Here is a 20,100-nt window from a genome sequence, read left to right as displayed (position 1 = left end):
TTAGCGTCAATCTCTCCAATTACATCTCCGTTTGAGTTTTTGAACTCATATACGTTTGTTGTTGTATTTAAAGCTACTGATACTTCTTTTGGATCGATTGTTACTCCTGTTGCTCCTGCTTTTGGTTGACCGTTTGCATCAATCTCTTTTTCGTTATAGTACGTAAACGTTCCGTTAGCATTTTCTACTAATACTGTTACTGTTTCGTTTGCTTTTACTACCTCGTCTAAAGTTTTGTATGTAATCGTTCCATCAGCACCTGCTACACCTACACGGCCATCAGCGCCCTGACCTCCGTTTAATTTGTCTGCAGTAACAGCCTTATCTCCGATTTTATCTTCAGTAACTGCACCGTCAGCGATTTTATCTGTAGAAACTCCACCGTCAGCAATTTGGATACCAGCGTCAGCTAATAATTTAGCTGCTCCATCTGTTCCACCTGTGAATTCTAATCCACCTGCTACAGCTAAGTCTCCTTTTGTTCCTTCTACTTCTGTGATTTTCTCTAACAACTTCTCAATCGCTCCTTGTACGTTGGTAACGCCTAAGTTCGTTGAGTTATCGTTGTACGTAATTGCATTGGCATTAGCGTCAATTTCTCCAATTACATCTCCGTTTGAGTTTTTGAACTCATATACGTTTGTTGTTGTATTTAAAGCTACAGATACTTCTTTTGGATCGATTGTTACTCCTGTTGCTCCTGCTTTTGGTTGACCGTTTGCATCAATCTCTTTTTCGTTATAGTACGTAAACGTTCCGTTAGCATTTTCTACTAATACTGTTACTGTTTCGTTTGCTTTTACTACCTCGTCTAAAGTTTTGTACGTAATCGTTCCATCTGCACCTGCTACACCTACACGACCATCAGCGCCCTGACCTCCGTTTAATTTGTCTGCAGTAACTGATCCATTTTGGAACATTTCAGTACTTAATTTATCAACTAAACTTACTGTTGAAGAAACACCATTTACTGTCGAAGTTAAATCAGAACCTGTTAACGTTAATACATTCGTTGTAATGGCATCTTGTGCAGACCATACTACGTTACCATTAGCATCAACAATCAAAACATCACCTGCGTTTCCTGCTTGTAATTGTGTTAAATTTAAAGTACCTCCTATATTTTGTAAGCTTAATTTAGCTTCATTAATATCTAAACTTGTTGTTTTTAAAACAGCTCCTCTTCCATCTGTAACAACGATTTTCTCGTTCCCAGTTAAATCTTTTGCATGTAACGCCGTTTCTAAGTTTACAGATAAATTACCGTCCGCATCAATATCTAAACCACTACCTGGTTTTACTACCCCTGCAACATCTCTTGTCGCCGTAGGTACATCTAACGTATAGGTAATTGTATTCCCGTTTGTTGTTTGTACTACTTTAATATTAGTACCTTGTTGTAATGCTGTTACATATTGGTTGTCTTTTACTAAAGCTTCTACATCAATATTATGTGGTGTATTTTCTTCGTCTGTATAAACTAACTCTCTTGTAGTTGCATTGTAGATTAATGAAGTAAGCGATTGCTCTAATTTCACCAATTGCTTCAATACATTATACAAGTCAATATCCGTTCTATCACGAATCACTTCTGTGATATCTCCAACAACATTGATATTTTGAACTGTCCCTGATTCATTTGTATACGTATATTTTCCAGCTTGAACACGAACTAAGTTTGTCACTGTTTCATGCTGCTGTACAAAATCACGTAAATTTAAAGTAGTTGTAGCGCCAGCCTCATCAATAAATGAGATTGTACCCGCTGTACTATCTAAAGCAATAGAAGTAACTGTTTCAAATGATTTAACTGCTCCTTTAATATCAACGGTTACCACTACACCTTGCTCATTCGAATAAGTAAGTGCACCCGTTGCAGGATCATACCCTAAAACAGTTACTGTCTCGTATTGCTTCACGATATCTTCAAAGTTGATTTCAACCTTATTTCCATCGTTGTTGATGTAATATAATTTATCCCCTTCATAAATTACATTACCTTCTGTATTCATCACAATGTTTTTGATAAGGTTTGTCACCTTATCTCCATCCATGTTTAATATGTTTTCAAAGTTATTTACGACAATAGCAGGAATCTCGCTAGCTACTGTTAAACGTTCCCATCTATCAATAAACCAATAGTAATACCCAGGCGTAACATCTTTAGCTGTATTAATATTGAATACTAATAAGCTATTCACGTTTCCAGGCTTAATTGTTTCCTTATCTTTTGTATCTGATAAAGACACATTTGGAATCAACACCCCACGGTTTTTTGCCACAACGGTTAATTCCGCAGACTTGTTTGGTGTTGGCGTTCCAATACCCACCTGTGCGTTTGCTGATATTGCTCCCATTACAAGTGCAATTGGTATTAGTCTTTTTTTCATAACTAAATATTTTGTATCGTATTAATCTTATTTTGTATCACAGTACACTAAGGCTCTTCAATCTAAAGTGTATTCTTTACTTGTTTTCCAAACATTCCTTTCACTTCTTTACACCACTCAAACTCAAAATCCTCCTCTGTTTCGAAACACTTCGCGCCTTGTCATTTTTCTATAACAAAAATCCACATAATACTAGTATATTGCGTTTCAAATTATTAGCAAGCACTACATTCCAACAATATGAATCAAACTTAAAAACCTGTAAAACAATGAATTAACAAAAAGAAAAGACGTACTATGTTTCATTTTCTACACGTACGAAAAAAAAGCACCAAAACATGATATAAATCATATAAGTGAAAAGTAAAATTCACTTTTTGTCATCTAAAAAAACAAAAAACGGTTTACTAAATCGCAATCTTCAAGAAACAAAAAGAAACAAAAAGAAAAAAAGGAGAATCAAATGTTTTCATTTCACAACAGCCATCCGCTTTTCTTTTCTTCCTCTCCACTTCCTAAAGAGGTAAAAAATAAACGACAATTAAATCTTTTTTTCTCTAAAAAAGGAATAAATAATCTTTTTCGCAAAAAACGACCTTCATATTTCATCGCTGTTCCATTTTTATTTTTTTTTGAACACTAGAGACATCAGCGGTAATAATAAACAAACAGCGCCTTTTATTTTGCGTATTTTTCGTTTGAACCGCATTTATCAAACTCCTATGACGTCAAAATAAATAGCACAGCGATTTTATGTAATAGGGTGAGGTTGGTGAGTGAAGACTAGGTTAAGTGTTGCTTATAGAGAAGCTTTGAGTGTAATTCCATTAGTTTGAAGATATCTTGGACATACCTTGAACAGCCCTTCGACAAAAATGGATTTTCCCCTAGTATTCTCCAAGGAAAGTCGAGGATAGGTCGAGCAAAAAGAAAGAGAAGTCAAAACTTGGTGTTAAGGAGACGTAAATAGGACCCTAGTAAAAAGAACAGTCATTCACAACTATACCTTAGATAAAGGCAAAAAAAAACCACGTCGCAACGTGGTTTTATCTAAATTCCTTTAATGGATATTATTTTTCGATGGTTTGATATACTTTTAGAGCTTCTTTTAAAACTTCCGCTGAGCGAATCAAATCTTCTTTTTTCAATACATAAGCCATACGTGCTTCGTTTAATCCTACACCAGGTGTTGAATAGAATCCAGCAGCTGGAGCAATCATTACTGTATCTCCATTTAGATCATATTCTTCCAACAACCATTTCGCAAAACTATCTGCATCTTTCACAGGAAACTTAGCCACACAGTAAAACGATCCATTCGGCACTGTTACTTCCACTCCATCGATTTCTTGTAGTGCTTTAATAAATACATCACGGCGTTCTTTATATTCTGTGATTACTTCATCAAAATACGATTGAGGTGTATCTAAAGCTGCTTCTGCTGCAATTTGTTCAAAAGTAGGAGGAGATAAACGAGCTTGCGCAAATTTCATAGCCGCCTCCATCACTCCTTTGTTTTTAGAAACAATACATCCAATACGAGCACCACACATACTATAGCGTTTCGAAACAGAGTCAATCATAATCGCGTGATTTGCTAATTCTGGCATACTCATTACAGAGATATGCTTGAATCCATCATAAGCAAATTCGCGGTATACTTCATCGGCAATTAAAAACAAATCGTGTTTAATAACCAAAGCCGCTAATTGTTTCATTTCTTCTCCTGAATACAAATATCCTGTAGGGTTACCTGGATTACAGATTAAGATTGCTTTTGTTTTGGGCGTAATTAATTTTTCAAACTCACTAATCGCAGGTAAAGCAAATCCAGTATCAATGGTTGACATCACAGGCACAATACTAACGCCATTAGAAATAGAGAAACCATTGTAGTTTGCGTAAAACGGTTCTGGAATAATAATTTCATCTCCCGGATCCATTGTACTTCCTAAAGCAAACATCAAAGCTTCTGACCCCCCTGTTGTGATAATAATATCTTGGGCATTTACATCAATTTGGTGTGCTTGGTAATACTTTGACAATTTGTTTCTATAACTTTCAAAACCTGCAGAATGGCTGTATTCAAGTACTTTAATATCTGCATCTTTTACAGCTTGTAAAGCGTCTACTGGAGTTTTAATATCGGGTTGACCAATGTTTAAGTGATAAACATGATGTCCTTTTTGTTTTGCTTTTTCAGCAAAAGGAACCAATTTTCTAATCGGAGACTCAGGCATATGAATGCCTTTTTGAGAGATTTTTGGCATGGTTAATTTTTTATTAATTCACTAAATAGCGACCAAACCTTGTTGATTTTTTAATCATCGATCAAATGAGGTAAAGATCTTTGCAAATTTAAATTTTTTTACGCATAAAAAAAGTTATTTTCATTCCTAAATAATAAGTTAAATATACCCGTTTGCTGGGCTTTTTGGTTATTTTTGTTCCATTATAAAAACAACGTATCAACAACTCATGGATAAAAAAATCATATCTTTTTTTTCCTCAACCCGATTAATGGCTGTTCTTTTCATCGTATTTGCAGTAGCCCTTGCCTTGGGAACTTTTATTGAGGATCGCTACAATACGACAACCGCTAGGATTCTTATCTACAACACCAAATGGTTTGAGTTAATTATGTTCATTTTCCTACTTAACTTTATAGGAAATATCAAGCGTTACCGCTTATTGTCCAAAGAAAAATGGTCAACCTTTATGTTACACGCAGCCTTTATCTTAATCATGATTGGTGCATTCATCACAAGATATATCAGTTTTGAAGGAATGATGCCGATTCGCGAAGGAGAAACTGCAGATAGTATCTTCTCAGACAAAACCTTCTTAACGGTGATGGCTGATGGAGAATATGAAGGAGAAACAAGAAGACGTACTTTTGAAATGGACCAATACTTCTCTCAAGTAACAAACAACCATTTCAAAATGAAAAAAGACTTCAATGGGATTCCATTTGAAGTTGAATACAAGGATTTCGTTATGGCTGCTGAAGAAGTAATCGAAGCGGATCCAAACGGAATAAACTTCTTAAAATTAGTAGAATCAGGTGATGGAGAACGTCACGAACACTACTTACAAGAAGGAAAAGCGGCAAGTATTCACGGTATTTTATTTGGATACAATGCGCCTACTGAAGGTGCTATCAATATTTCATCTGAAAATGGCGAATTCTTTATAGACTCTCCTTTTGAAGGAAATTATATGGTGATGGCTGATCAATCGACTGGACATGTGACAGCGAATGAAAAACAACCTTTAAACTTCCGTTCTCTTTACACGATGGCTGGTACGCAATTTGTATTGCCTGAACTACCAATGAAAGGAAAAACAGCTGTTGTTTCCAATGGAAATTTCAAAGACCTACAAACCAATGATGCTTTAATTGTTACTGTTCGTTCTCAAGGTCTAGAAAAAGATGTTGTATTAAAAGGAAAAGCAGGAAGAATGGGCGAACCACAAGCCATCCAATTGGGTGATTTAGAGTTTACTTTGATGTATGGAAGTAAAGTGTACACTACCCCATTCCAAGTTCGCTTAAACAAATTCATCGCTGATAAATACCCAGGTACTGAAAAAAGCTACTCTGCTTTTGAAAGTCAAGTAAGTGTTTTAGATGGTGAAAATTCATTCGACGCTAGAATTTACATGAACAATATTTTAGATTATCAAGGATACCGCTTTTTCCAAGCGCAATTTGACCCAGATGAAAAAGGAACCATCTTATCCGTTAACCACGATTTCTGGGGAACATGGATTACCTATATCGGTTACTTCTTCTTATATGTGGGGTTAATTTGGATTTTATTTGACAAAAACTCTCGTTTTGCTGATTTAAGACGCAAATTAGATAAAGTGAGAGAAAAGAAAGCTACACTACTAACTGTTTTAGTTTTGTTATGTTCTTTTGGTGCTTCTGCTCAGCATATGCATGCACCGGCTAAGCCTGAACCTGCGGTTATTGACTCCATCATCCATGCCAATGCAATTGATAAAGAACACGCGGCTAAATTCGGGAACCTTGTCATCCAAGATCACGGTGGACGTATGAAACCAATCAATACGTTCTCTTCTGAATTGTTGAGAAAAGTGTACAAAAAAGAAAACTACCAAGGCTTAACTCCTGACCAAGTTTTCTTATCTATCACGCAATTTACTGTTGCACAACAAATGGAAGGAGCTCCAAATTTTTGGTATTTTGCTCCAATCATTGAATTACAAAGAGGAAATGATAAAATCAGAGAAGTTTTAGGTTTAGCTAAGGATGTAAAACACGCTTCATTTGTAGATTTCTTTGATGAAAATGGTAATTACAAACTTTTAAAATACGTAGATGAAGCAAACCATTCAAGCGTAAAAAATCAATTCCAAAAGGATTATTTGGACCTTGATGGTAAAGTCGCTTTATTAAATGCAGCTTTTACAGGGCGAATTTTAACGATCTTCCCTATTCCTCAACACGATAATAATAAATGGATTTCTCCTTTAGAATTAAACGAATCAGGAATGACGGGAATGGATTCTACTTTCACAAAGAATATTTTGTCTCGCATGTATGTACCTGCTTTATTTGATGCTAAAAACTCAAATAACTACGCTAAAGCAAACGAATACTTAGAACACATTAATACGTTTCAACATTCATATGGTAAAAACGTAATGCCATCGGACAACAAAATCAAATTTGAAGTTTTATACAACCAATATGATATTTTCAAAACCTTGTATAAATATTACATGCTGGTTGCACTGTTCTCTTTCGTATTTATCATTTGGGTGATTTTAAAACCAAATAAGATTGCGAGTAAAGCGATTAAAGTAGGTCATTGGTTAACGCTATTCTTGTTTGTTTTGCATACTTTAGGATTAGCTGTACGTTGGTATGTTTCAGGACACGCTCCTTGGAGTGATGCTTATGAATCAGTAATCTACGTGGCTTGGGCTACTACTTTATTCGGATTGTACTTTGGTAAGAAATCAGAATTAACAATTGCTTCAACTGCTTTCGTTACAGGTATGATTTTATGGGCTGCTCATTTAAATTATATGGACCCTGCTATTTCTAATCTACAACCGGTATTGGATTCTTATTGGTTAATTATCCACGTAGCAATTATCGTAGCAAGTTATGGTCCGTTTACCTTAGGAATGATTTTGGGTGTTGTGTCTTTAATCTTGATGATTCTTACTACTAGTAAGAACAAAAAGAAAATGGATTTAAACCTAAAAGAATTAACCTATATCAATGAGATGGCCTTGACTGTTGGTCTAGTGCTTTTAACCATAGGAAACTTCTTAGGAGGACAATGGGCAAATGAAAGCTGGGGTCGTTACTGGGGATGGGATCCAAAAGAAACTTGGGCTTTAATTAGTATCATGGTTTATGCTTTTGTCATCCACGCTCGTTTAGTACCAGCCATGCGCGGTACTTGGATATTCAACGTATTTAGTGTGCTTGCTTACTACTCGATTATGATGACATACTTTGGTGTAAACTTCTATTTAAGCGGATTACACTCGTATGCTTCTGGTGATAAAGTAATTACACCTACCATCATTTGGTGGTCTGTTGGATTTGTAACTTTAATCAGTATCTTATCTTTCATCCAGTATAGAAAACACTTAAAAAAGTAAATTTTATATCTTACTATATCAAAAAGCGACTCGAATTCGAGTCGCTTTTTTTTTTTGAATCATTGAAAGTTTTTTCGTTGAGTATTAGCGGTTTCCGCATCTGTTAAAAATATCTTGCTTGCTCCTCACCTCACCAACTATCTCACCTAGTTTATATTGGTTTTGGTGTTCGATGAATCTACACTGCGTTCCGATTTCATCACCTCCTCCTCAACTCCCAGCTATTCTAATCGAATTCTAATCTAGTTTTAATTTCTTATTAATGCGACTCCAAAGCCCTTATAATATGAGTAATGTAATTTTGAACCATAAATTATGAGCAAAATGTTTAGACGTGTACTAACCCTTTCTATTTTGGTTCTTTCTACTTGTGTTTTACAAGCACAGGATAAGAAGCAAGCGCTAAAAATGAGCAAAGAAGAAATAGAGACTCTGTTTCTAGAACAGAATTTAGATCTATTGGCGAAAAGACTCGAAATCTCTCAAGCCGAAGCCCAATTGATTCAGGCTAGACTATGGCCGAATCCCACCTTTGAAATTTCAGAAGTCAATGTTTGGCGCACCACTGATATAGAAGAACAACCGATTATTTTTGGAAACTGGGGAACTTCTCAGCAAATTTCTCTACATCTAGAACAAGAGATTGAAACTGCGGGAAAAAGACGCAAGCGCATTGATCTTCAAAAACTAAGTATTGAGGAACGTCAAACAGATTTTGAAATCGTTTTGCGCGAATCTAAACTTGCTCTGCGTAACACCTTGACGAATATTCAAGTACTCCAGCAACAACAAGAGATTTATCAAAAACAAATTGACAATACGCAACTTTTAATTACGGGGTATAAAAATCAATTAACTCAAGGGAACATTAGTCAAAGTGAATACATCCGTTTAAAAGCGGCTCAACTGCAATTCAAAAAAGAATTAGTGGATGTTTCAAAAGAATTGGAAGAGGCTTTAAAGGAATTAAAAAACTTCATCAATATTGGAACTAACACCCCTATTCACATTACCAATCCACTCTATGTACCTACAAAATTGATTAGTGAACTGCAAATTGAAGATTGGATTATTCACGCCCAAGAAAACAGACCGGATATCTTATTGAATGACAACTTAATTAATCAAGCAAAGAAGCAGGTAGAAATTGAAAAAGCAGAACGCACGCCGAATATTACGCTAGGCGTTGATTATGATCGAGGTGGGAATATTATGCGCGATTTTGTTGGTTTTGGGTTGTCTTTCGATCTTCCCATTTTTGATCGCAATAAAGGAAATATCAAAGAAGCGAAACTAGGAGTTCAAATTGCTGAATTAGAAGCAAAAAATAAGAAAAATGAAATTGCCAATGACATTATAGAAGCGCTGAGAAACTATATGAATGCCAAAGATTTATATGACCAGATTGACAACGACTACGAAGATCAATTGGACAAATTACTAGAGGCTTATGTCAAAAACTTTCAGAAAAAAAATGTTAGTATGATGGAGTACTTCGATTTTGTTGAAGCCTATGTCGAAAACAAAAATATTATTCTCGAAACTAAAAAAGAATTAAACGAACAAATAGAAAATTTACAATTCGCTATTGGAAAAGATATTTAATATGAAAAGCATCAAAACATTCTCAAAACATACAATTGGCTATGCAGTATTAGCTGTACTGACCTTATCGGCTTGTAAACAACAAGAAGAAGCTACACAAACGAAAGAATCCTACTGTATTCCAGAAGAGATGGGCAAAGGTTTAAACTTCGCTAAAGTTACCCAACGTCCCATTCAACGAACAATTAGTTTAAATGGAACGGTTGAATACAATCAAGATAAAACGGTTCCCTTCTACAGTTTAGTAGAAGGAATTGTGGTTAGTGCCAAATTTTCATTGGGTGATTTTGTCAAAAAAGGACAATTACTTGCAGAAATTAGAAGTACAGATTTAAATGAATTCAAAACGGAATTACGCGCTACGGAAGCAGAATTAAAAGTAGCTAAACGCGAATTAGAGTCCGTTTCTTCTATGTATCAAGACGGAATTTCTTCTCAAAAAGAACTGCTAGAAGCACAAGAGGATGTTCAGGTATTGGAAAGTAAATTGCGCGCTGCTAAGAGCAATTTATCCATGTTTAACGGACATAACAAAGAGGGAATCTACCAAGTTATCGCTCCTCAAGACGGTTATATTGTAACCAAAAGCATCGTAACGGGGATGACAATTACTGATACAGATGAACCCTTATTTACTATTGCAAATCTGAATGATGTATGGATTTTAGCCAACGTATACGCCACTTCTATGCGTTATGTTAACCTTAACGCTACAGTACAAGTAAGCACATTGGCTTATCCTGATGATCAATTTGAAGGAAAAATTTCTAATATCTCTCAAGTTTTTGACGCGGAAGAACGCGTACTCAAAGCGCGTATTGTACTCAACAACAGCGAAATGAAATTGAGACCTGGAATGTCTGCTGAAATTCATTTACTCATTGACGACAACCAAGGAGAGGCCTTAGCTGTTCCCAATAATGCAATCATCTTTGACAACAATCAAAATTATGTTGTCGTATACAAAGATGCTTGTCATCAAGAAATCCGTCAAATTACACCTGTGACTAAAAACAAAGAGTTTACTTATATCACGGGAGGTGTACAAGAAGGAGAAACTGTTATTACGACCAATGAATTATTAATTTACGAGCAATTGAACAATCAGTTGTAAACCAAAAGAAAAGTAAAACATGCAAAAATTTGTCAAAAATATTGTAGCCTTTTCCCTCCAAAACACCTTTATCGTTCTTTTTGGCGTGCTTTTATTGTTGTTTGGTGGAATTTACAGCTACATACACACCCCAATTGAAGCCTTTCCGGATGTAACCAATACGCGTGCGCGTATTATTACTCAATGGCCTGGGCGTAGTGCAGAAGAAATAGAAAAATTCATTACCCTTCCGATTTCCAAAGAGATGAACACAATTCCCAATAAAGCGGAAGTTCGTTCAATCTCCCTTTTTGGATTATCTGTAGTTACCGTTATATTCAACGATGAAATCGATGATTTCTATGCGCAACAATACGCATCAAACCGCATGGGAAATGTCAATCTACCAGAAGGTGCTGATTTCGAAATTGAACCGCCATCTGGAGCTACAGGCGAGATTTTCCGTTATATCATTCAAAGTGATTTACCGATTAAAGAAGTAACGTCTATTCAAGATTGGGTTGTGGAACGAGAGTTATTATCCGTGCCCGGTGTTGCAGATGTAGTGAGTTTTGGTGGAGAAGAAAAAATATTTGAAATTCAAATCAATCCAACGGAATTAGTCAACTACGGTCTATCTCCTTTGGATGTTTATGAAGCAGTTGAAAAAAGCAATATCAACGTAGGAGGTGATGTTATCCAACGCGGAGATCAAGCCTATGTTGTTCGCGGTGTTGGATTATTAGACAACCTAGAGGATATTGAGAATATTCTCATCGAAGTAAAAGGCAATACACCTATTTTGGTTAAACACGTAGCCAAAGTAGAAATCAATGCTAAACCTCGATTGGGACAAGTTGGTTATCAAGATGAAAACGACGTTGTTCAGGGCATTGTCGTAATGCTTCGCGGTGAAAACCCCAGTGCGGTTATTACCAAACTAAAAGCCAAAATCGACGATTTAAACGAGCGCATTTTACCAAAAAATGTAAAAATCGTACCGATTATTGATCGTACGGATTTAGTCAATACAACGGTGCATACGGTAACGAAAAACTTAATTGAAGGGGTTTTATTGGTATCCGTTATTGTATTTATCTTTTTATACAATTGGCGTACAACATTTATTGTGGCTACTGTTATTCCACTTTCTTTCTTGTTTGCCATTATTATGTTGAAAATACAAGGTCTACCTGCCAATCTAATTTCAATGGGGGCTCTCGATTTTGGTTTGCTCTTAGAAGGTACGCTCGTTATTGTTGAACATGTTTTTGTTGGACTCGAGAAGAAGGCTCAACTCGTTGGAATGAAGCGCTTCAATAAGATGTCTAAACTGGGAACGATTCGAAAAAGTGCCAGTAGCGTAGCAGGTTATATCTTCTTTGCCTTATTGATTTTAATCGTAGCCTTAATGCCTATTTTCTCTTTTGAAAAAGTAGAAGGTAAGATGTTTTCACCCTTGGCATTTACACTAGGATATGCTTTATTAGGTTCCTTAATATTGAGCTTAACGTATGTACCTGCAATGTGTAAACTCTTATTGACCAAAAACATAGAAGAAAAAGAAAACTTTATTTCTAGATTTTTTAGAACTTACATCTATAAAATGTTCAATTGGAGTTTCTACCACAAAAAACTAACCTTTGCCCTATTCGGTTTGATCTTAGTTATTTGCGGGGTTCGCTTTCATTACTATGGATCAGAATTCTTACCGAAACTCAATGAAGGAGCCATTTATATACGCGCAACGCTACCAAGTAGTATCAACCTAAATGAATCTGTTCGTTTAGCCAATGAAATGAAAGGGATTTTACGCGATTTTGAGGAAGTAAAATTCGTATTAACACAAACAGGACGTCCAAACGACGGAACAGATCCAACGGGATTCTTTAATATTGAATTTCACACGCAATTAAAACCAGAAAAGGAATGGAAACGCTCCATTACGAAGGATAAATTACTCGAAGAAATGCGAGTTGCACTGGAGAAATACCCCGGTATTAATTTTGGGTTTAGTCAACCGATTCAAGATAACGTAGAGGAATATGTGGCTGGAGTTAAGAGTTCCCTGGTAATCAAAATCTTTGGAGATAACCTTTTTGATTTAGAGAAATACGCGACCCAAGTGGCACAAAGTATTAAAGATGTGCCTGGGGTTACCGATTTAAATATTTTCAAAAATATAGGTCTTCCAGAATTGCGTATCTCTTTGAGCGATTCTAAAATGGCGAAATATGCGGTTACTACAGCCGATGCACAAGCAGTTATTGCCATGACCATTGGAGGTCAGGCTGCAACGACATTTTATGAAAATGAACGCATGTTTGACGTAGTCTTGCGTTTTGACAAAGAATACCGCGATTCTGCAGAGAAAATTGGCGATATTTTAATTCCCAGTTTAGATGGCAAACAAGTGCCTCTAAAAGAAATTGCAACCATTGATTATCACACAGGGCCTGCATTTATTTATCGCGAAGGAAATAGCCGATACATCGGTATTGGATTTAGTATCGAAGGTCGCGATTTAGGTAGTACCATTGCGGAAGCAAGAGCAAAAGTGGATAAAGAAGTAAAATTACCAACCATCAACAAAATGGAATGGGCGGGTGAATTTGAGAGTAAAGAAAGAGCAGCCAAACAATTAATCTTGGTTGTACCGGTTTCTTTGGTCTTAATTCTAATTCTCTTGTATTTTAACTTTGGTAATCTAAAAGATACTGCTATTGCCTCTTTAACTTTGCCCTTTGCCTTTATTGGAGGTTTTATCTCTCTTTGGGTAACTGGTACAACGTTTGGAATTTCAGCGGGAATCGGATTTATCATTCTCTTTGGAGTATCGACCATTGACGGTATTGTCCTCATCGGGGTTATGAAAGAAAACCTCAAAAAGCGAATGCCACTCGAAGAAGCCATACGCGATGGGGTAAGAAGTCGTATTCGTCCAGTAATTATGATTGCTTTAATGGGGTCAATGGGATTACTCCCAGCAGCCTTATCCAACGGAATGGGTTCTGAAATTCAAAAACCACTAGCCATTATGATTGTGGGTGGATTAATCATCGGAATGATCTTAGCCTTTACTATTTTACCACAGGTATTCTATTGGGCTTATAGAGGAAAGGAGAAAGAAGAGAGAAGTAAATGATTTAAATGAGGAGATATGCTTTAATACAAGAATTGATAACGTATTAGATAAATTAAAAAGGGGAATTGCTTTTGCAATTCCCCTTTTTAATTTATAAAGATTCAGAAAAAATCTTGTTTCCAGTTAATCAGACACGATACCGTTTGCATCAGGCAGACTGCTGTGTGTATCAGACAGGATACCGTTTGCACCAGACAAATTACCGTTTGCATTGGACAAGTTACCGTTTGCATCAGGCAGATTGCCGTTTGCATCGGGCAGATTGCCGTTCGCATCGGGCAGGGTGCCGTTCACATCGGGCAGGGTGCCGTGTGCATCAGACAGATTGCCGTTCGCATCGGGCAGGGTGCCGTTTGCATCGGGCAGATTGCCGTTCGCATCGGGCAGATTGCCGTTCACATCGGGCAGATTGCCATCTGCCCCTACTGATTAATTTGTAAACAATAACTCGCGGTATTTGGTCAAGGTCCACAATTCGTTGTCTACCATCATTTCTAATTTATCACTGTGGTAACGAATAATATCGAAATATGGTTTTACAATATGACAATACATTTTTGCTTGTTCTTCTACATCCTCAATGGCATTGGCAATCTTGCGTTGATCTACCATTTCCGAAACTTTAGTATTCACTTGAGCAATGTGGTAAGAAATTTTCTTTAAAATGCGCATTTGTTCTTCTGCGTATTCTTTGTATTCTTCTTCACCAAAGATTTCTTTTAATCCTTTTACGTTTTCAATGACCAAGTTTTGATATTTAATTGCTGTAGGGATTACGTGATTCTTCGCGATATCTCCTAACACACGTCCCTCAATTTGGATGCGTTTTACATATTCTTCTAATTCAATTTCGTAGCGTGCTTCTACCTCTACTTTAGTCATGACTTGCATTTCTTCAAATACCGCAATGGACTCAGGATATACCTTTGCTTTTAAAGCTTCTGGTGTTGTTTTGTGGTTGCTCAATCCGCGTCTTGCAGCCTCTTCTTCCCATTCTTTGCTATACCCATCACCTTCAAACAAAATACGCTCACTTTGTTTGATGTATTCGCGTAATACGTTGAAAATAGCTTCGTCTTTTTTCAATCCATCTTGTTCTACTAAACGATCTACTTCGATTTTAAACTCTTTTAATTGTTTAGCCATAATTGTATTTAAAACCGTCATAGGTCCAGCACAGTTTGCTGTTGATCCAACCGCTCTAAATTCCCACTTATTTCCTGTAAAGGCAAATGGAGACGTTCTATTTCGGTCTGTATTATCTAATAATACATCTGGAATTTTCCCAACTACATTTAACTTTAAATCCGTTTTTTCCTCTGGCGATAATTTACCATCTGTTACCTCTTTCAACTCTTCCAACACTTTCGTCAATTGTTGTCCGATGAATACAGATACAATAGCTGGAGGTGCTTCGTTTGCCCCTAAACGGTGGTCATTACTTGCAGAGGCAATAGCTGAACGCAATAATTCTTCGTTGTCATTTACCGCCTTAATGGTATTGATAAAGAAAGTTAAGAATTGTAAATTGCTCTTTGGTGTTTTACTTGGGCTTAATAAGTTAATTCCCGTATCTGTTGCTAAAGACCAGTTGTTGTGTTTTCCTGATCCGTTTACTCCTTTGAATGGTTTTTCGTGGAATAACACTTTAAAATGGTGTTTTTCCGCTACTTTTTTCATTACGTCCATCAACAGGGAATTGTGATCCACAGCCAAGTTAATTTCTTCGAAAATCGGAGCTAACTCAAACTGATTTGGCGCTACCTCATTGTGTCTTGTTTTTACTGGAATCCCCAATAAGATACAGTGATTTTCTAAATCGTGCATATAATTTAATACACGGGTTGGAATAGATCCAAAATAATGGTCATCCAATTGTTGTCCTTTAGCCGCAGTATGTCCTAATAACGTTCTACCTGTTGTTAAGATATCCGGTCTTGATGCCGCTAAAGCAGCATCCACAAGGAAATATTCTTGTTCCCATCCTAAGGTTGGGGTTACTTTTTTTACGTTTTTATCGAAATAACGCGCTACTTCTGTTGCAGCATCGTCAATCGCATTGATTGCTTTTAAAAGTGGGGTCTTGTTATCTAAAGCTTCTCCTGTATACGAAATAAATACGGTTGGAATACACAAAGTAGAACCAAAGATAAAAGCTGGTGATGTTGGATCCCATGCTGTATACCCTCTTGCTTCAAATGTATTTCGAATTCCTCCATTTGGAAAACTAGAAGCATCTGGTTCTTGTTGTACTAACTGACCTCCATTGAATTGTTCTACAGGATCTCCGTCAAATTGTGTTTCGAAAAAAGCATCGTGCTTCTCTGCTGTTGTTCCTGTTAAAGGTTGGAACCAGTGTGTATAATGTGTTACTCCTTTTGAAAGAGCCCATTCTTTCATCCCTAATGCGATGTAATCCGCTAATCTACGGTCAATCTTAATGCCTAGTTGTGCATTCTTAACCGCCTGATAGGCTTCGGGTGTCAAAAATTGGCGCATCGATTTGTCATTAAAGACATGATCGCCAAAAATTAATGATTTTCTACCCAGTTCTTCTACCTTCACAGCACTTCTTGAGGCTGCTTTTTCAATTGCTCGAAAACGAAATGTTGACATACTTACACTTTTTATAGGGACACCCCCTGTTTTGATGACGCAAAAATAATGAAAAACAGAAAAACAATACACATACCCCCTATTTTTTTATACTTTTTTTTACAAAACTACTTTTATTCTTTTTTTTGGTGTTTTTTGAGGGGGGGTAGTACAAATATTTTTTGTTTAGATGAATACATGACTGTTATCCTTCTTTTGTATGAAAAGCAAATCCAAAAAAAAAGCGATATTGAATCGTCAATATCGCTTTTTTTATTTCTTTCTACATTTTCTTCACTGGAGAATTCGTCAAATTATACTTTAACAGTAATTCATCATAACTCAATGGAGTCTCCTCTTTATTTGCTTGAGCTGAAGCTTTCTTTTGAATCGGATCTTTTCCTCCTACATATACCACTCTAAAAACCATATCGGTTACATATCCTGGATTATTTTTATCTCCATTAAATAAACCTAATGGAGCCGTTGCACGTGCTACGATTTCAAAATCCTGCAATCCAAAATTATAAATATACTCTAACTCCTCATCTTGTTGTGTCGTTGTATTCTCAACAAAATAACGCATCGGTAATGGCGACCATATTGGATCTCCATTTTTATCCGTTTTTTCTAATACATAAATAAAAACAGCATCCCCTAAATATACTTTGGTTGGATGTTTTACAATCTGACTTGCAATATTCGAATTTAAATTTTGATTAAAATTTAAATGATATTCAAATACATTAGCAAATTCATTTCCCCCTGGAGGTCCTTCAGGTCCACGAGGTCCTTCACAACTTACTGTAAATAAACTTCCGAGTACTACAGCACATAATAGCATCAATTTTTTCATAACATTTCCTTTTATCTTTTCAAATGTATCGTTTAATCTACAACCTATCTCTTGTATTAAGACATTTTTAGCAATTTAATCCGCTACTTTCGTCACAAAATACTTTTTTGTGTTTCTAAAACTAAGATTCTTTTAGCAAACAAAAAAACAAATTTCCAAAAAACGCATTTTATCACTTCAATCCTGTATTTTTATAGTATAATTCATTTAAAACTGAAAGTAGTACATTCCATGAGAAAATTCATTTGTCTTTATTTCGCTTTTTTAAGTCTTTCTTCTTTTGCTCAACAATTGAAACCTACTGTAGAGGTAAAGGAGATTCGAAATAGTTTGCACTTAGCTCAAGATATTCAAAAGCCCTATACTTCTGATTCTCTTTATCTACTTACAACATACAAAAATATCTATCGTTCACCTGAGATGGGCCTAACCAATCAATGGGGGCTTTATTATAATGAGAAAACACAAGTGGCAGAAATCGTCATTCGCGGTTCTGTCAATCGAGGGATTAGCTGGTTAGCGAATTACTATGCTGCCATGGTCCCTGCTAGTGGTACCTTTTACCTCACCCCGAACCAACCCGTTACATATCAATTCTCTGAAGACGATAAGGCGAGTGTTCATGTGGGATGGGCCCTTGCTTCTGTTTATTTATTACAAGATATAAAACCCAAGATCGATAGTTTGTATCGAGCTAATCACAAGGAAATTATGATATCTGGCCATAGTCAAGGAGGAGTCATTGCCTATTTAATAACCGCCCAATTAAAACAATGGCAAAAGCAAAATATACTTCCGAAAGATATTCAATTTAAAACCTATACGTTAGCTGCACCAAAACCAGGAAACTTATATTTTGCCTATCAATATGAGAAAGAGATGAATCAATGGAGTTATTCTGTGGTCAATACACAAGATTGGGTGCCAGAAGTTCCTCCTACAACACAGCGTTTTAAAGACTTTACCCCTGTCAGTCCTTTTAGCCAAGAAAACATTGACAAAGGGATTAAAAAAATCAGTTGGCCAAAACGTTGGTTTGCACGTGGTATCTACAATCGCGTAAATAATCCTACGGAAAAAAGTGTGAAGCGTTACGCTAAACTACTCGGTCCTTTTCTATTCAAACAAATCAACAAAACACTGCCCGACTTACAAGAGCCTACCTACCGTCAAGAGAGCAATTACAATCGCTGTGGAAACCCTATTGTATTGGATGGGTTACAAAATGAAGCGTATCAAAAACAATTCAATAAACCCGAAAATACAATGTCCCATCACTTACCGAATGCCTATTTGTTTTTGCTAGGAGAATAGGGACTATCGTTCACTTGATATCATGAGATTTAAGTAGTTGCGTGATTTGTTCAATCAGTTAGCTGATTTATTTTAACCGAAATATGCGATTTTACAACTTAAAAAAAACAGAAAAACAAAATAAAATCATAAAAAACCGCCGTATTGAAAAAAAAATTTAATTTAAAATCCATACCGTTTACACAATGATAATGAAATATTAACGCTAAAAATAAATTGCATTACGCATATTTCCTAATAAATAACAAAACTTCCTTCAGTAATTTAACAGATTAAAACCACCATATTAGCATATTTCAATTTGGATTCTTAAGAAATTCTCACTAAACTAGCATTGGAATTGCATTTATTCTAGAAATGTAGTTTTACCCAAACAAACAACACGAGCTAACCTTATGAAACTTGAATTATTTGAAGAAGTACAAAGTACACTGCAACACTTTGTACGGCATTTTTCCAAAATTGCCCCCTGTGGGAATTTAAATTCCCTAGCTTTTCAATATTATCACTTTAATAATTTTAAAGCAATGACCTCAACCTTATTTGAAGCCCTGCTGCATATCAATTATGCTCAACTTCAAAAAAGCGAAGATAAAATAACCTATAAGACCCCCTTTTCCCTTACGCTTGACGATTCCCTAGCCCTGATACGGGAAATTGAATTCACCAAAATTAAGCAAGACAAACGAGATAAAATACTAGCAGCGGTTCGACAGGAAATAAAAGACAAATTCAGTCATCAACCGGTCAATACCTATACCAATATTCACTTCAACTGCTTAGACAGAACCAAGCAAATGTGTTCCCTTGTCGGCACCATTCACATTGCTCCAAATAGGGAATTTACAGTCAATCTCTTTTATCTAAAAATTGAAACTCAGTTGGAAGACCTACTCCTAGATTTTAATTTTTACCTCAAAGACAAAAACAAACATCAAACTATTTATAACCACCTAGTAAAAACAGAAACTGCCGATGATCTAAAACTACTTACACTGCTACAACAACACCATTTATCACTAGAAGAGTTTAAAAATAACATCTTGTATTTTTATGGAGATACTTTGGCAAACTACCAAAGAAAAGAACGCTTCTTAAAATCACTTGAATTATTACTTTTCTCTCCAAATTCTATGGAAGAAATTAAGAAAACCTGTGAAGAGACAAGATCGCCTTATAGCTTGACTCAGTTTTTTAGCAATCCAAGAAGCTCTAGAACTAACGCCGTTATTCGATATAATGTTGGTTAACAGCTAACTGTTTACGGTTGATGGTTTGAACTATCAACCGTAAACTATCAAGCTTTAAACTTGGTTTTTTGTGTTTTTGCGTTTTTGTGTTTTTGTGTTTTTGTGTTTTTGTTTTTTTGTTTTTTTGTTTTTTTGGTTTTTTGGTTTTTTGTCAAATTATCGATTAAATAAAATATATCCTTAAATCAGAAAGTTTATTGATA

General features: G+C 35.9%; 11 protein-coding genes. 6 read left to right on the top strand and 5 right to left on the bottom strand.

All coding sequences use genetic code 11. The annotated features are described in order from the left end of the window. A partial coding sequence (locus HX004_RS16005) for a phage tail-like protein (RefSeq protein WP_502888486.1) occupies positions 1-2,390 on the bottom strand: 2,390 nt, incomplete at its 3' end. 1,070 nt (positions 2,391-3,460) lie between these two features. Next, entirely contained in the window at positions 3,461-4,660 is a 1,200-nt protein-coding gene (locus HX004_RS16000; RefSeq protein WP_286443678.1) for a pyridoxal phosphate-dependent aminotransferase, read from the bottom strand. A gap of 208 nt (positions 4,661-4,868) precedes the next feature. On the opposite strand from HX004_RS16000, the gene ccsA reads away from it, so the two are divergent. The 4 genes from ccsA to HX004_RS15980 all read left to right on the top strand — a co-directional run bounded on the left by ccsA (position 4,869) and on the right by HX004_RS15980 (position 13,882). Continuing rightward, positions 4,869-8,039 (top strand): cytochrome c biogenesis protein CcsA, encoded by a 3,171-nt coding sequence (gene ccsA / locus HX004_RS15995; RefSeq protein WP_286443676.1) that lies wholly within the window; start codon positions 4,869-4,871, stop codon positions 8,037-8,039. 315 nt (positions 8,040-8,354) lie between these two features. Then, positions 8,355-9,644: a TolC family protein gene (locus HX004_RS15990; protein ID WP_286443674.1), complete on the top strand. Its 1,290-nt coding sequence runs from the start codon at positions 8,355-8,357 to the stop codon at positions 9,642-9,644. 1 nt (position 9,645) lies between these two features. Then, the gene (locus tag HX004_RS15985) at positions 9,646-10,758 is read left to right on the top strand and encodes an efflux RND transporter periplasmic adaptor subunit (RefSeq protein ID WP_286443672.1); all 1,113 of its coding nucleotides are present in this window, start codon (positions 9,646-9,648) and stop codon (positions 10,756-10,758) included. 19 nt (positions 10,759-10,777) lie between these two features. Beyond that, complete coding sequence (locus tag HX004_RS15980; protein WP_286443670.1) at positions 10,778-13,882, top strand: efflux RND transporter permease subunit; 3,105 nt, start codon at positions 10,778-10,780, stop codon at positions 13,880-13,882. Positions 13,883-14,005: 123 nt separating this feature from the next. On the opposite strand, the gene HX004_RS15975 is transcribed toward HX004_RS15980, so the two are convergent. From HX004_RS15975 to HX004_RS15965, 3 genes are all read right to left on the bottom strand, one after another. Beyond that, the gene (locus HX004_RS15975) at positions 14,006-14,281 is read right to left on the bottom strand and encodes a hypothetical protein (RefSeq protein ID WP_286443668.1); all 276 of its coding nucleotides are present in this window, start codon (positions 14,279-14,281) and stop codon (positions 14,006-14,008) included. Between the two features lie 30 nt (positions 14,282-14,311). Then, on the bottom strand, positions 14,312-16,498 hold the full coding sequence (locus HX004_RS15970; RefSeq protein WP_286443666.1) for a glutamine synthetase III family protein: 2,187 nt from the start codon (positions 16,496-16,498) through the stop codon (positions 14,312-14,314). A 262-nt stretch (positions 16,499-16,760) separates the two neighbouring features. Next, complete coding sequence (locus HX004_RS15965) at positions 16,761-17,333, bottom strand: hypothetical protein (protein ID WP_286443664.1); 573 nt, start codon at positions 17,331-17,333, stop codon at positions 16,761-16,763. 231 nt (positions 17,334-17,564) lie between these two features. Here HX004_RS15965 and HX004_RS15960 point away from each other — a divergent pair, with 231 nt between their 5' ends. Further along, positions 17,565-18,647: a lipase family protein gene (locus HX004_RS15960; RefSeq protein WP_286443662.1), complete on the top strand. Its 1,083-nt coding sequence runs from the start codon at positions 17,565-17,567 to the stop codon at positions 18,645-18,647. A gap of 395 nt (positions 18,648-19,042) precedes the next feature. Next, the gene (locus HX004_RS15955) at positions 19,043-19,897 is read left to right on the top strand and encodes a hypothetical protein (RefSeq protein WP_286443660.1); all 855 of its coding nucleotides are present in this window, start codon (positions 19,043-19,045) and stop codon (positions 19,895-19,897) included. Positions 19,898-20,100 lie beyond the last annotated feature (203 nt).

Source organism: Myroides sp. 1354, from assembly GCF_030324495.1.
In the GTDB taxonomy this organism is placed as follows: domain Bacteria; phylum Bacteroidota; class Bacteroidia; order Flavobacteriales; family Flavobacteriaceae; genus Flavobacterium.
Note: the sequence above shows the minus strand (reverse complement) of the source record. Positions and strands in the feature narration are given on the sequence as shown.